The following is a 13,443-nucleotide window of genomic DNA, read 5'->3' as shown; positions in this document are numbered from 1 at the left end:
AACAAACCTTTTTCATGGTTAGCATCCACGCATTTTCTTATTTTATCCATCAAAACAAAAATTTTCTGCTGAAAAATCCCTTTAGGGCATTGTTCAGCTGCCTTTTCTTATGGTTATTTATTCTCTCACAAATAGCACAAGATAGTGGATAAAAAGATGAAGAGTAGCAACTTGCCTACTCTTCTTTTTAAATGGGAAATATTTAAGATAGAGGTTGGGTTTTCCGACCCACTCACCAATATAAATTACATCCAAATAGCTTGCCCAACAACACTTTTTATTCGACCTAACCAGTGGTCTCCAATTCTCTCTAATTCTAGTATTTGATCATCATTCGCGTCAGCTAAATCCCCAACTGTTTTGAAGTTACTACTCTCTAAAATTTCTATTCTTCTAGAAGTTAAGCCATACGGATATGCATTTGATTTTTTAAGCACAGAGATTGGTTTTTCTAAAATCCCTAGAGACCCATTTCCTTTTAATTCAGGAAGAATTATATTATCTAATACACCTCGTTTATATATTTGAGGATATTCCTTTTCTATACTATTCCATTTTTTGAATAAATCCGTCGTGAGTCTATTCCCCGGGATAACTTCCAACAAACTTGATAAATTCAAAATATACCTAGTTCCTCTTCCACCACTTTTCATTGCTCTGGATGAATCTCGTTTTACAATAAAACCAGCATACTCCATTATTTCGAAAAGTTTTTTTAGCCGTTCAATTACATCTCGATGAATTAAACAAGAAGGACCATACCCCGGCCTGTCCACAAAGTAACTAACTTCTTTATATAACGTCTCTGTAAGCTCTCTAGTAGGCCTTATTAAGGGTTCATATTTTCCAAGCTTCGGTTCTAATTCTTCAAGTAAGGGCCAGTAGTATTCTGTTGCTAAATGTTTTAATGTTGCTTCAATTTCACGGAGCCCAATTACTTCATGTTCTTCCGATATTTCAATAATGTGATTAATTGCATAAATAAATGCTCTAACATTACCCGTAACTGCTCTACCAACAAATCCCGAAAAATCCTCAATAGAAACTTTTAAGAACTCTTGAAGCGAGGAATTTGAATACCGCCTTTCTAATATTTCCTTAAAGAATGACGTAAAAGATGGGTTTTCCTCATTCCGTGAAATATCTATTACTGTTGCATCATTAAGCAAATCAAATCTAGAACCGAACTCTGTAACACCTGGATAAATAGTCGCTTTACATGAAATAGTATTGCTTGATAAAGTTCTGAAGATATCAAAAAATTCTTTTAAAGATGTTTCTCTACCTATATGTGCAGCATCATCGAAAAACAGTATTATACGTTTTTCAATTTTCTCAGATAGATTCGTAAGTTCACTTTGAATAGTCCCGATCTCTGAAGCAGGACTGAAATCATCAACAGGAATATCTATATACTTGTCAATAGCAATTCTTATTTTATCTATTAGTAACTTACAAAATATATCTTCATAATCTTTCCCTTCTGCCCTAAGTAAGGGAAGGTGCCTAACGCTCACATAAACTCCCAGAACATTTTCAGAGAGATCTCCTTCATTCGATCTAAAATAAGCTTCTTTTAATAATGCACTTTTTCCACTTCCTCGCCCTCCCCTTATAAGTACCGGTCCATGAGCTATTAATTTTCTTATAATTTTATTTTCGTACTTAGAAAAAGTATGATATTTACGAAACTCTTCATCTGGAAAATCTTCTGCTGCCAATATTAATTTGCTATCAAATAAATCACTCATAATGATTCTCCACCCAATTATATAATTTTTGATAGATTACAAAAGCGTTATCATAAGGCAAACGACAAATACAAGAGTCTATATAATGACTAACAAGTCCAATAATAGAACAAAATTTCACAGCATCTAATAATAATTCGACTACAGTTGATTTATCATATATTATTTCTGGTTTAATCAAAAATTCACTATGTACCCCCTTGGAAAGGGATGAATAAATTTTAGACGATCGTGTTCTTAAAAACTCTGTGAATTTATCTGGGTCAACTGAACTTCGGTAATAATCTAATGATTCATCATCTTGAATGGTCTCATCATCAATCAACATCTGATAAGCAGGATTCCAAAATGTATCACCATATGCATCTCCAAAGAGGCCTCGCCCTACCTTTTGAAATTCTTTATCTGGGTTCCATATAGCACCGTTTGATTTTTTTTCAAAAACATCACCATTCCAATTTATCGCTCCACTTGATTTCTTACCAATACTATAGCTATCTAAAGATTGAATTTTGTGCACGTAAATCAATCTAAAAGGATCAAATCTTCCTATTAAAGCTGAACATGAAGATTCCAATATGTTTCTTGCATAAAAAGGGCCTAATAAGGTCAAATCATCACTATCATTAGTTAGCAAAACATTAATTCTTGTTTCCATGTTTTTTATATTATTAAAGAGTACATCATACAGACTTTCAATTGATTTATGTTGAGCATAGTCACCACAAATCAATCTTGCTAGATCATCCATAATTTCATAAATCCTCCATGTTATTTTAGATCAATTCTACCACAATTGAGGTTAAATGAGGATGACCTTCATTTCTAATTTATCTCTTCTTGTTTCTAATCGTCTATTACAAAATAACCGAATTCCAAAGGAAGTTTACTATGTGGTTAATGATAAAATTTTCTACAGGGTTGCATTTTATACATAAAAAAATAATACCAAAGGTAGTTAAACCCTTGGTATCATTGAGATGCGGCCGAGAGGACTTGAACCTCCACGGGTTATTCACCCACTAGGCCCTCAACCTAGCGCGTCTGCCATTCCGCCACGACCGCGTGTTATGAAGCTGTTTTTCCACTAAGCATGTAAGCTAGTGATCAGCACTTTGAAAAGAAAGTGCGGGTGAAGGGACTCGAACCCCCACGTCGTAAGACACTAGATCCTAAGTCTAGCGCGTCTGCCAATTCCGCCACACCCGCGTGACAAGTGGTGAGCCATGAAGGACTCGAACCTTCGACCCTCTGATTAAAAGTCAGATGCTCTACCAACTGAGCTAATGGCTCGCTCTAAAAGTGAATCAAAATTTTTAAATAAAATGGCTGGGCTAGCTGGATTCGAACCAACGCATGACGGAGTCAAAGTCCGTTGCCTTACCGCTTGGCTATAGCCCAACGAAGGTAAATGGTGACCCGTACGGGATTCGAACCCGTGTTACCGCCGTGAAAGGGCGGTGTCTTAACCGCTTGACCAACGGGCCGTCTGGTTGAGAACTTATCTGGCGGAGAAGGAGGGATTTGAACCCTCGCGCCGCTTACGCGACCTACACCCTTAGCAGGGGCGCCTCTTCAGCCACTTGAGTACTTCTCCATATGGCTCCACAGGCAGGATTCGAACCTGCGACCGATCGGTTAACAGCCGATAGCTCTACCACTGAGCTACTGTGGAATAATCAGACTTTCTTTATTATAAATGATGCGACATATTGTGTCAAGAAGCAACATTTATTTTTTTAAGAAAGTGTCGTTGTCTCTCAACGACTTTTATAATTTAACATAGAACATTAAAATGAGTCAAGCCTTTTTAAAAAATTCTTTTGATTTTCCCTCTGCATTTTCCACAGGCATATCTTTCCGGGTTCATTGCCCGCTTCTTTATATACTGTTGGCCGCAAGCCGCGCATCTATACATATATGTTTTCTTTTGTGGCTTTTTGGTTTGCAGCGGCGTGCAGAATCTCGGCGCTCCGACTTTCTGAAGCAATTCTCTGAAGTCCTTGTCTCTGTGCTTGTACCCTTTTCCTTCAAGGTGAAGGTGGTAATGGCACAGCTCGTGTTTAATGATTCCTTCCAGCTCGCTCTGCCCGTGTTCGAGAAGATATTTTCGGTTTAATTCGATGTTATGGGAAGACAGCATGTACCGGCCGCCTGTCGTTTTCAGCCGGTCATTGAAAAAGGCCCGGTGACGGAACGGTTTTCCGAAATCCTGTGCAGAGATGTCTTCCGTCAGCTTTTGAAGTTGTTCGTTATCCATATGTGCACCCCGCTTTAAAAACATTGAACGGGACAATTCACCGTTCGCATACAATGAGTTAAAACCGACCTCTAACTAAAAGCTGAGGAGGAATGAGCCATGCCGAATTGGCTGATGAAACAAATGCAAAAAGCGTTTTTAGAAAAGGACAATTACCAAATCAAACTGCTGAACCAGTGCTGGTATTTCTACAGAAAAAAACACTGCTCGTAAGCAGTGCTTTTATTTTACCATAGACAGCGACACTCTGCCTTTTTGCACGTCCACCCCTTCGACCCATACGGTGACGATGTCCCCGACCGATACGACGTCGAGAGGATGTTTGACGTATTGATTGCTCAGTTTTGAAATGTGCACAAGCCCGTCCTGTTTGACGCCGATATCGACGAAAGCGCCGAAGTCTACAACGTTGCGGACGGTGCCCTGCAATTCCATTCCTTCCTTTAAATCCTCAAGCTGCAGAACGTCTTTTTTCAGCAAAGGCTTCGGTACTTCGTCACGAGGATCTCGCTCCGGCCTTGTCAGCTGCCCGCAAATATCTGCAAGTGTAATTTCCCCTATACCGAGCTCTTCAGCCGTTTCAGACAGCGGCAGTGCGCTTATTTTCTCTTTTGCGTCCGCGCTTCCGATCTGATCCGCAGTGAGCTGCAGTTTTTTGAGCAGCGCCTTTGTCTCTTTATAGCTTTCCGGGTGTATCCCGGTGCGGTCGAGCGGCTCCGGTCCCCCGGGCACTCTCAAAAAGCCGATGCACTGTTCATATGTTTTTGCGCCGAGACGCGGGATTTCTTTCAGCTCTTTGCGATTTGTAAATTTTCCGAGCTCTTCCCTTTTTTTAACGATATTACCGGCAACGGTTTTGGATAACCCGGCTACATATTGAAGCAGCGCGGCTGATGCTGTATTGACATTCACCCCGACTTGGTTGACGACGGTCTCTACGACAAAACGGAGTGATTCATTTAAATGCTTTTGGCTGACATCATGCTGGTATTGCCCGACGCCGACGGATTTAGGATCAATTTTTACAAGCTCGGCCAGCGGGTCCTGCAACCTCCGCGCGATGGAGACGGCGCTGCGCTCTTCGACCTGAAAATCCGGAAATTCTTCACGGGCGATTTCTGACGCGGAATACACGCTTGCTCCGGCCTCATTGACGATGACATAATAAATGTCCCGCTCTGTTTCTTTCAGCACATCAACGACGAATTGCTCTGTCTCCCGTGATGCCGTGCCGTTTCCGATCGCCACAACCTCGACTTCGTACCGGTCCAGCAATTCTTTGATTTTTTTCCGGGCTTCCGCTGTCTTTTTTACGGGAGCGTGCGGGTAAATGACGTCGATTTTCAGCACTTTTCCCGTCTCATCAACAACTGCCAGTTTGCACCCCGTACGGAAGGCCGGATCGACGCCGAGCACAACTTTCCCCTTCATCGGCGGCTGCAGCAGGAGCTTACGCAGGTTTTCAGCGAAAATATGAATCGCCTGCGCGTCTGCTTTTTCTGACAGCTCTTTGCGGATATCGCGCTCAATAGCCGGCTGGATCAGGCGTTTGTACCCGTCCTCAATGGCTTCTTTCAGCGTTTCTTTCACAGGCGTTTCACGGTGTTTGATGATTTGCTTTTCTAAATAAGCTTTTATCTGATCGGCGGGCGGTTCGATCGCAATCTTTAAAATGCCTTCTTTTTCACCGCGGTTCATCGCAAGCACTCTGTGAGGAACGACCTTTTGGATCGGCTCTTCGTACTCGTAGTACATTTCATAGACGTTTTTCTCGTCATCTGCGGCTGACTTGCCTGTTGCGGAAGTGAGAATTCCTTTTTTATACGTTTCCTGGCGAATCCACTTTCTGAAATGAGGATCATCCGAGATTTGTTCGGCTATGATGTGCTTCGCGCCTTCGATGGCTTCCTCTCTTGAAGCGACTTCTTTTTCTGCACTGATATATTGATCAGCGATGTCGTGAAGGCGGTTTTCTTTCGGGAGAGAAAGAATATAGTCCGCAAGCGGTTCAAGGCCTTTGCTTTTGGCGACGGTGGCTTTTGTTTTCCGTTTTTGTTTGAAGGGACGGTATAAATCCTCGACTTCCTGAAGCTTGACCGCTTGTTCGATTTTTTGCTTCAGCCCTTCCGTCAGCTTGTCCTGCTCAGAGATCAATCTGATGACTTCTTCTTTCCGCTGCGTCAGGTTTTGTATGTATTGCCACCGCTCGGAGATTGCCTGAATCTGCACCTCGTCCATTGAGCCGGTCTGCTCTTTTCGGTACCGTGCAATAAACGGGACGGTATTGCCGTCTTCCAGCAGGCGGATGACACTTTCGACATGTTTTTGGGATAACGCTGTTTCTTCAGCAATTTGTTTTTTCAAAAGGGCTAACGTTTCCATATCACAAAAGCCTCCATCTCTTCATTCTTTCTCTAGTGTATCAAAAAACGGCGGAACATAAAAAAAGCAGCCTTACGATAAAAGCTGCCCTAGAATATAGGTCAAATCATCACGTCTGGATGTTGTGTACGGATGAAGTGATTTTGATATATCTTTTATTGAGTGTCCCTGCTTTAAGCAGGTGCGGATATGCGGAACCTCAAGCCCATCCGTGTAGATGATGAACCTCGCCCCTTTTTCGTATGATGACGTATACGTTTTGTATCTTTGCGGTTTGCCTGAGAGGTAACCCGAAATCGGCAGCGGATGAAAGACTTCGCCTGATGGGGAGTGCAGGAAGAAACGGACATTGCCGATCGAGCAGTATGTCAATTCCCTTTTGATGAAATTGATTTTTAAGATGGAGGCAGTCGCCCCTCTTTTGTTTTTCATCGCTTGATTGCAGCGCTCAATGATGCTTTCCACATCCTCATCCGCATACGTTTCCACGATGTCTTTAATGGCTGACGAGGATTCGTTGGCAAGAGATCCGCTGCCGAGACCGTCCGCTACCGCGCAAACTAATTCTTCTTCATTCGCCTTCATAAAAAAGCTGTCGCCGCATATGGACTTGCCTTCTTTATTTAATTGGTATACAAGAGTTTGAACATGTTCATTTTCTTCAACCTGAATCATTACATTAGCTCCATGGAGGGATCTCCAATCAAGGCCTCTCTCAGTTTTTTCACCGCTTTCCGCTGCAGGCGCGAGACGTGCATTTGAGATATTCCGAGAATGTCCCCTGTTTCTTTTTGGCTTTTATTTTGCACAAATGTTAGATCGATAATTTGTTTTTCGCGGTCGGACAGCACATGAAGCACGCTTTTGATCATCATCTGCTGGTTGACGCGTTCGTATCCTTCCTCCTGCGAACCGACGATATCTAAAATCGTGACGGTGCTTCCGTCCGCATCCGCTTCGATGCTGTGATCGACAGACAGCGCCTGATAGCTTTTTCCCATCTCCATCGTTTCAAGCACTTCCTCTTCTGACACATCGAGAAAGGCTGCGATTTCTTCGACTTTCGGCGACCGCTGCGTCTCTGTCGTCAGCTGATCCACCGCCATTTTAATGCGCGGCCCGAGTTCTTTAATCCGTCTCGGGACGTGTACGCTCCATGTTTTATCTCTGAGGAAGCGTTTGATCTCGCCGATGATGGTCGGAATCGCAAATGCTTCAAAGGATTTGCCGACCTCGGGATCATACCGTTTAATGGCTCCGAGAAGTCCGATCATCCCGACCTGGCGGAGGTCTTCATGAAAGCTTTTTCCTTTTGAATATTTCTTTGCCAGCATTTCGACGAGATTGGTATACACCTCGACGAGTGTTTCCTGGGCTTCTTTATTATCATGTGTTTGAAAGTCGCGTATGAGCCGATCAACTTCATCTTTAGTTAGTTTCGTAGTTTTTGATGGTTGTGCCATGATCAACTCGCTCCCCATTTAAATACTTTGTCATCGCCACGGTTACGCCAGAGTTGCTTTGAACTTTGACTTCATCCATGAGCGTTTCCATTAAATACAGACCGAGCCCTCCTTCTGACAATTGATCGACTGTGTGCGAAGGTGTGTACGGCCCGAGATCCTGCTGCTTCTGATCAAAATCAAAGCTGTCTCCCTGATCGGCGACAATGACCTCCAGCCGATCCTCAAACACACCGAACCGCACGGATACTTCTCCCTTATTTTCATCGTTGTATGCATGCTGGACAGCGTTTGTACAAGCTTCGCTGACAGCGATTTTTAGATCTTCAATGTCATCATAGGTATAGCCCATTCTGCTTGCGACCCCTGATAACGTAAGCCTGACGATTCCTACATATTCCGGTTCAGCCGGAATTTTCATCTCTATATAATCAACTGATGTACTCATTGCACGCCACCTTCTGACTTTGCCGAAATGTCGATGATGTCCTTAAGCCCCGTAATTTCAAACAGACGGACGAGCCGGTCGGAAAGATTCTCAAGCTTGAGAGAGCCGCCTTCCTTGCTCACCGTTTTAAACACGCCTACAAAAACGCCTAAACCCGTACTGTCCATATAATTTACATCTTTTAAGCAGATTCTCATGTCTTTCCCCTCGTTTGCCAGGGGCATCAGCTTTTCACGAACCACCGGAGCTGAGTATACATCGATTTCTCCAGCGATATTGATTTGTATATCTGAAAGATTCTCCTTCATATCTACCGTTAAATTCATCGTATCACCTCTGAAAGTTATCCTTACTCGTGCTAATGGCTTTTTACCCGTGCTGCTGTTTTTTTAAACCTTTCTTTTCAAAACAATTAACGTAAAATCGTCATGAAGCTGAAAGTCCTGGAGTCTCAGCAGGCTGTCGTAAATATTTTTGACCATATCCTGCGCGGAGCAGTCCATATGTTCTTCCAGCATGCGCTGAATGTCGCTGCGTTCTAAGAAACCGTTTTCGGTACGGCATTCGGTGACGCCGTCAGAAAAAAGAACGATCATGTCTCCTTCGTCCATGTGCTGTTCATATTGGCTGTAATCAAAATCCTGAGAAATTCCCAGCACCAATCCTTTTGCCTCCAGATCATAAAACTTTTTTTCTTTTTCAGAGTAGTAGAAGCCCGGTTCATGCCCCGCAGAGGCATATGTAAATTGGTGATTTTTCATATTGTAGTTTGCGTAAAACATGGTGATAAACATGCTTGAGTCCACGTTCTGTTCTACAACGCGGTTAAGATTTTTCAGCACTTGGGAGGGGTGAATGCCGGTCTCCGGAAGAGAGTCCATGGCATACTTGATCATCGACATGCACAATGCGGCGGGTATTCCTTTTCCAATGACATCGGCTATCGCGATGTTAATCGATTCCTTGTCTTTGACAAAGTGATAATAATCCCCGCTCATCTGTTTGGCGGGGACGCTGATCGCCCCGATATCCAGATCTTCTTCTTCAGGAATTTTTGTGCCAAGCAGCGTCTGCTGAACATTTGCGGCAATTTCAATTTCTGAACGAAGCTCCTGCTGGATATCTCTCAGACTTTGATGTTCCTGATAAGCCATCCCGTAGCCAATCATGACTTCTATTAAAAAATCCAGCGAATGAAAAACATCTTCCGGCAGATCCGGATACAGTTCCTTTACTACTTTTCGGTGGATGCTGATGATCTCCTCCGGAGGAACCTGATGTTCAATCGTTTTTCGGCTGAATTTTTGGGCTTGATATAAAGATGTTTCTGTTAATTCGGCTATATATCGGCTAAGCAGCTGATGATACCGCTGCTCTATAACCTCCCTGAAATCCACGTTCTAACCTCCTACCGAAGCCATTTCACGGCTTGAATCTCTGTTCCTTCCTCTGCAACAGATTGCAGGCTGAATTCGTCCATCAGCCTTTTGACGCCCGGAAGGCCCGCTCCCAGTCCGCCTGACGTTGAAAAGCCGTCTTCCATCACTTTACGGATGTCGGGGATTCCGGGTCCTTTGTCTTCTGCTATAATTTTAAGGCCTTTTTTCCCTCTGTCGTTTACTTGTTCTATGCTGACCTGGCCCTTGCCTGCATATAAGTAAATGTTTCTGGCCAATTCTGAGATAGCCGTCGTGATTCTGGCCTGGTCCACCGTGCCGAAGCCTAATTCCTTCGCAACGTTGCGGCCAAGCTGTCTGGCGGCTACGATATCCCATTCTGTCATGATTTTCACACAGGATTGGTCGTTCATCGCTATTCCCCCAATTCCCGCTTCAATGTCTCAAGCCCTTGCTCTAAATCGAGCGCTGTTTCGATTTCCTCAAGTGAGATTCCGAGTTCAATCAATGTGACCGCCACAGCCGGCTGAATTCCCGTCAATACGACATTTGCGCCCATCAATTTAGACATGGTGATGACATCGCCGAGCACTTTCGCGATAAATGAATCGATCATGTCAACGGATGTCAGGTCAATGACGACCCCGTTTGCGCCGGTTTCATAGATTTTGTTCAGCAGATCTTCTTGAAAATGCAAAGCTGTCTGGTCGTCAAGTTCCCATTGGATGGATACCAATAAGCAGTTATACAGTTTCAGGATCGGGATTTTTGGATGTCTCACAATGTTATTCCCCCAATGAAACGATTTTTCGATTTGTCATTTCAAGCGCTGTTTGAATTCCTTTTTGAAGGGTATTCTTCGTAATAACCTGCGACAAATCAATTCCCAGATTAACGATCGTCTGCGCGATTTCCGGACGGATTCCGACGAGCAGGCATTTCGCGCCGACAAGCCGCACCGCTTCCGATGCCTGGATAATATGGTGCGCCACCATCGTATCAACGACCGGCACGCCCGTGATATCAATTAATACAACCTGTGAACGGTGCTTCACGACGCCGTTTAACAGATTTTCCATAATGTGCTTTGCGCGCTCCGTATCAATCGTCCCGACAAGCGGCATGACCGTTACATGCTCAAATACCGGGATCAGCGGAGCCGACAATTCCTGAAGCGCGATTTTTTGCAACGTAACCGTCTTTTCCCAGGAGATAGAATACTGATTTAAGATCTCCGTGTTGATCGGATTGAAAAAGCTGTCTATTTCCAAAATCAAATCTGCTCTGTCCTGATCGGCCATATTAAGGTCGACCATCGTTTCGTAAAGCAGTTTCCAAAACTCTGACAGGGTGGCTGAAAGAAGTTTCAGTGACAGGCCGAGCTGAACGGCGCGCAGTGCGAGTTCACTGATCTGCTCTTCCGTAGCCTCGTCATTTTTAGTCGATAATAAAAGAATGTCTATATAATCTTTACAAATATTTTCACATATGTGATTCGTAAGCTGATAGTCTTCCTGATTGCCTACTTCTTTTAGTTTGGCTGTCCAAGTATCAAGCAGTTCATCATGCTGATCAATGATGAACTGATACACTTTCTGATTCGACATGGGTTTCACTGACCTCCCGACACAAAACAACAAATTTTGTTTGATTATCTCTTTATTATAGCGCTTATGTTTTTCGAAAACAAAAAAAGTTGCTCTATATGAGCAACCAAAATATGACTAAAAATCAATGAGTGCCAAACTGATTTGCAAGGCTTCATCAACCTTATCCATCATTTCATCATCCAGATGAGTTATTTTATCCGTTAATCTTTGCTTGTCAATCGTCCGAATTTGCTCCAGCAAAATAACGGAATCTCTTTCAAAACCGTAGCGTTTTGCATCAATTTCGACGTGGGTTGGTAATTTCGCTTTCTGTATTTGGGCTGTTATGGCTGCAACAATAGCAGTCGGGCTAAAGCGATTTCCGATATCATTTTGGATCACTAAAACCGGGCGTACGCCGCCTTGCTCTGAGCCAACAACAGGAGATAAATCAGCAAAATAAACATCGCCGCGCTTTACAATCAAAATGATTATCCTCCGCTGACTAAGCGCTCAACGGTCGTTTCTGCTTCGCACTCAGCATAGTGAGCCTCAGAAGAGATATTCAAGTTGATTTTCGCCATTTCCATATACCCGCGTCTCATCAAATCACGGTTATGGCGAGTTGTCCGTTCGCTGACATACGCTCTCACTGCTTGTGATATCAGTTCGTTTCTGCTTCGTTTCTCCCGCATCGCTACACCATCCAATTCAGCTACTAAGTTTTCAGGCAAGCTGATTTTCATTTCGGTTCTTGCGCTGGATTCAGACAAAAAACATACACCTCCACCAAACTTACGGATACGACCAATACATCCATCCAGACATAATCATACCATTATTCAAACGTCAAGCAAAGCTGTTTTATAAATTCTCTTTTTCCGGATGACGGCTACTTGTTTGTATTATCTTGCAGTAAAGGATTTCTTACTTCCATTATACTCTCATTTTCCAAAAACATACGGGGAACGCGGGAACTAATGGTACAAGGGACCTCGTAATTAATCGTCTCAAGCCGCCCTGCGATTTCATCCATCGTGATCGTTTCTTCCTTCTGGCTGCCGATCAGGGTGACTTTGGTGCCCGGCGGATAAGATTGATCTAATTCGACCATCAATTGATCCATGCAGATTCTTCCCGCGATGTTCATCCGTTTGCCTCCGATCAGCACAGACGTGCCGCTCAGCTTGCGGAGCCACCCGTCCGCATAGCCGATGGGAACCGTTCCGATCCATTGATCCTTCTCTGCCGTATATGTTGCGCCGTAGCTGACGCTTTCCCCTTTGCGGATCTTTTTCACATGGGATAAAACAGAGTGCAGCGCAAAAGCCGGTTTTAATTGAAACGGAATTTCGCTTTGGATGTCAGCAGAAGGACGAAGCCCGTACATACTGATGCCGAAACGAACCGCGTTAAAGAAGCCTTTTTTAAGACGAAGTCCGGCAGCGCTGTTCGCGCAGTGCACCATCAATTCTTTTAAAGGGAGCGGAGCGATCAATTTTTTAAAGCGGTCAAACTGGAAGAGGAAATAATCTCTGTTTTTCTCATCCGCGGTAGCAAAGTGGGTGAATACGCCTTTACAGACTAAACCGGGATTTTGGCTGAGGATTTTTAACACGCTTTGGATTTCTTCCTCCGTTTTGACTCCGAGTCTGTTCATGCCGGTGTCGACTTTCAGATGAAACGGCACTGTTTCACTTCCGAGGTGGCGCGCAGCTTCCTGAAGCCATTCAACAGAATACCCCGTGAGTGTTACGTCATACTCGGCAGCTGCTTGTACATATTCGGGCGGCACGGCGCCAAGCACGAGAATCGGCGCTGTAATGCCCCGTTTTCTCAATGAAATTGCTTCATCCAGTATGGCTACGGCAAGACAAGAGGCACCCGCTTCAAGCGCGGCTTTCCCAACTTCCAAATCTCCGTGGCCGTAAGCGTTCGCCTTTACAACCGCCATGAGATGGACGTTTTGCCCGATGTGTTTTTTCATATGCGTGACATTTTCTTTAATCGCGGACAGGTTGATTTCCGCCCACGTTTCTCTGTAAAAGGATGCTGTGTTCATTCGATACACTTCCTAGCATTATTTTCAATTCATATTGTTATTATCATACTAAAATTATTCTGCAAAGTGAAATGGAATCAAAAAAGAGACC

16 protein-coding genes and 7 tRNA genes are annotated in these 13,443 nt (G+C 43.8%); 1 reads left to right on the top strand and 22 read right to left on the bottom strand.

Translation table 11 applies throughout. The annotated features are described in order from the left end of the window. Positions 1-245 precede the first annotated feature (245 nt). The 10 genes from OTK50_RS17625 to OTK50_RS17580 all read right to left on the bottom strand — a co-directional run bounded on the left by OTK50_RS17625 (position 246) and on the right by OTK50_RS17580 (position 4,011). Positions 246-1,751, bottom strand: a complete 1,506-nt coding sequence (locus OTK50_RS17625) for an ATP-binding protein (protein ID WP_032873009.1) — start codon at positions 1,749-1,751, stop codon at positions 246-248. Next, on the bottom strand, positions 1,744-2,502 hold the full coding sequence (locus tag OTK50_RS17620; RefSeq protein WP_032873007.1) for a hypothetical protein: 759 nt from the start codon (positions 2,500-2,502) through the stop codon (positions 1,744-1,746). The genes OTK50_RS17625 and OTK50_RS17620 overlap by 8 nt, the downstream gene beginning before the upstream one ends. Before the next feature lie 230 nt (positions 2,503-2,732). Continuing rightward, positions 2,733-2,816: transfer RNA gene (locus OTK50_RS17615), tRNA-Leu, on the bottom strand. Positions 2,817-2,878: 62 nt separating this feature from the next. Then, a tRNA-Leu gene (locus OTK50_RS17610) sits at positions 2,879-2,960 on the bottom strand. Positions 2,961-2,968: 8 nt separating this feature from the next. Continuing rightward, positions 2,969-3,044: transfer RNA gene (locus tag OTK50_RS17605), tRNA-Lys, on the bottom strand. Positions 3,045-3,077: 33 nt separating this feature from the next. After that, a tRNA-Gln gene (locus OTK50_RS17600) sits at positions 3,078-3,152 on the bottom strand. An 11-nt stretch (positions 3,153-3,163) separates the two neighbouring features. After that, positions 3,164-3,238: transfer RNA gene (locus OTK50_RS17595), tRNA-Glu, on the bottom strand. Between the two features lie 19 nt (positions 3,239-3,257). Beyond that, positions 3,258-3,348: transfer RNA gene (locus tag OTK50_RS17590), tRNA-Ser, on the bottom strand. Between the two features lie 3 nt (positions 3,349-3,351). After that, a tRNA-Asn gene (locus OTK50_RS17585) sits at positions 3,352-3,426 on the bottom strand. Positions 3,427-3,561: 135 nt separating this feature from the next. Next, positions 3,562-4,011, bottom strand: a complete 450-nt coding sequence (locus OTK50_RS17580; protein ID WP_029326211.1) for a SprT family protein — start codon at positions 4,009-4,011, stop codon at positions 3,562-3,564. A gap of 99 nt (positions 4,012-4,110) precedes the next feature. On the opposite strand from OTK50_RS17580, the gene cmpA reads away from it, so the two are divergent. After that, a complete protein-coding gene (gene cmpA, locus OTK50_RS17575) occupies positions 4,111-4,224 on the top strand; it encodes a cortex morphogenetic protein CmpA (protein ID WP_003156164.1) in 114 nt (37 codons plus the stop codon). Between the two features lie 9 nt (positions 4,225-4,233). On the opposite strand, the gene OTK50_RS17570 is transcribed toward cmpA, so the two are convergent. The 12 genes from OTK50_RS17570 to alr all read right to left on the bottom strand — a co-directional run bounded on the left by OTK50_RS17570 (position 4,234) and on the right by alr (position 13,352). After that, the gene (locus OTK50_RS17570; RefSeq protein ID WP_224224047.1) at positions 4,234-6,393 is read right to left on the bottom strand and encodes a Tex family protein; all 2,160 of its coding nucleotides are present in this window, start codon (positions 6,391-6,393) and stop codon (positions 4,234-4,236) included. A gap of 72 nt (positions 6,394-6,465) precedes the next feature. After that, positions 6,466-7,068 (bottom strand): PP2C family serine/threonine-protein phosphatase, encoded by a 603-nt coding sequence (locus OTK50_RS17565; protein WP_082999005.1) that lies wholly within the window; start codon positions 7,066-7,068, stop codon positions 6,466-6,468. After that, the gene (gene sigB / locus OTK50_RS17560; RefSeq protein ID WP_003156171.1) at positions 7,068-7,856 is read right to left on the bottom strand and encodes an RNA polymerase sigma factor SigB; all 789 of its coding nucleotides are present in this window, start codon (positions 7,854-7,856) and stop codon (positions 7,068-7,070) included. Before sigB ends, OTK50_RS17565 begins: the two co-directional genes overlap by 1 nt. Beyond that, positions 7,822-8,304 (bottom strand): anti-sigma B factor RsbW, encoded by a 483-nt coding sequence (gene rsbW, locus OTK50_RS17555; RefSeq protein ID WP_007609591.1) that lies wholly within the window; start codon positions 8,302-8,304, stop codon positions 7,822-7,824. Before rsbW ends, sigB begins: the two co-directional genes overlap by 35 nt. Then, positions 8,301-8,630: an anti-sigma factor antagonist RsbV gene (rsbV, locus tag OTK50_RS17550; RefSeq protein ID WP_003156176.1), complete on the bottom strand. Its 330-nt coding sequence runs from the start codon at positions 8,628-8,630 to the stop codon at positions 8,301-8,303. The genes rsbW and rsbV overlap by 4 nt, the downstream gene beginning before the upstream one ends. 63 nt (positions 8,631-8,693) lie before the next feature. Further along, the gene (locus OTK50_RS17545) at positions 8,694-9,701 is read right to left on the bottom strand and encodes a PP2C family protein-serine/threonine phosphatase (RefSeq protein WP_044802655.1); all 1,008 of its coding nucleotides are present in this window, start codon (positions 9,699-9,701) and stop codon (positions 8,694-8,696) included. 11 nt (positions 9,702-9,712) lie between these two features. Next, the gene (locus OTK50_RS17540; RefSeq protein ID WP_003156178.1) at positions 9,713-10,114 is read right to left on the bottom strand and encodes an anti-sigma regulatory factor; all 402 of its coding nucleotides are present in this window, start codon (positions 10,112-10,114) and stop codon (positions 9,713-9,715) included. A 2-nt stretch (positions 10,115-10,116) separates the two neighbouring features. After that, positions 10,117-10,482, bottom strand: coding sequence for an RsbT antagonist protein RsbS (rsbS, locus tag OTK50_RS17535; RefSeq protein ID WP_007609584.1), 366 nt, complete (start codon positions 10,480-10,482; stop codon positions 10,117-10,119). A 4-nt stretch (positions 10,483-10,486) separates the two neighbouring features. After that, positions 10,487-11,308 (bottom strand): STAS domain-containing protein, encoded by an 822-nt coding sequence (locus tag OTK50_RS17530; RefSeq protein ID WP_003156182.1) that lies wholly within the window; start codon positions 11,306-11,308, stop codon positions 10,487-10,489. Between the two features lie 117 nt (positions 11,309-11,425). Next, positions 11,426-11,776 carry a type II toxin-antitoxin system endoribonuclease NdoA gene (ndoA, locus tag OTK50_RS17525; protein WP_003156187.1) on the bottom strand — a complete coding sequence of 117 codons (351 nt, stop codon included), beginning with the start codon at positions 11,774-11,776 and terminating at the stop codon, positions 11,426-11,428. A 5-nt stretch (positions 11,777-11,781) separates the two neighbouring features. After that, positions 11,782-12,063, bottom strand: coding sequence for a type II toxin-antitoxin system antitoxin EndoAI (endB, locus tag OTK50_RS17520; protein ID WP_003156188.1), 282 nt, complete (start codon positions 12,061-12,063; stop codon positions 11,782-11,784). 119 nt (positions 12,064-12,182) lie between these two features. Next, entirely contained in the window at positions 12,183-13,352 is a 1,170-nt protein-coding gene (gene alr / locus OTK50_RS17515; RefSeq protein ID WP_038457028.1) for an alanine racemase, read from the bottom strand. Between the last annotated feature and the right edge of the window lie 91 nt (positions 13,353-13,443).

The organism is Bacillus sp. NEAU-CP5 (assembly GCF_026420705.1).
In the GTDB taxonomy this organism is placed as follows: Bacteria; Bacillota; Bacilli; order Bacillales; family Bacillaceae; genus Bacillus; species Bacillus velezensis.
This window is presented reverse-complemented; position numbering and strand designations above follow the sequence as displayed.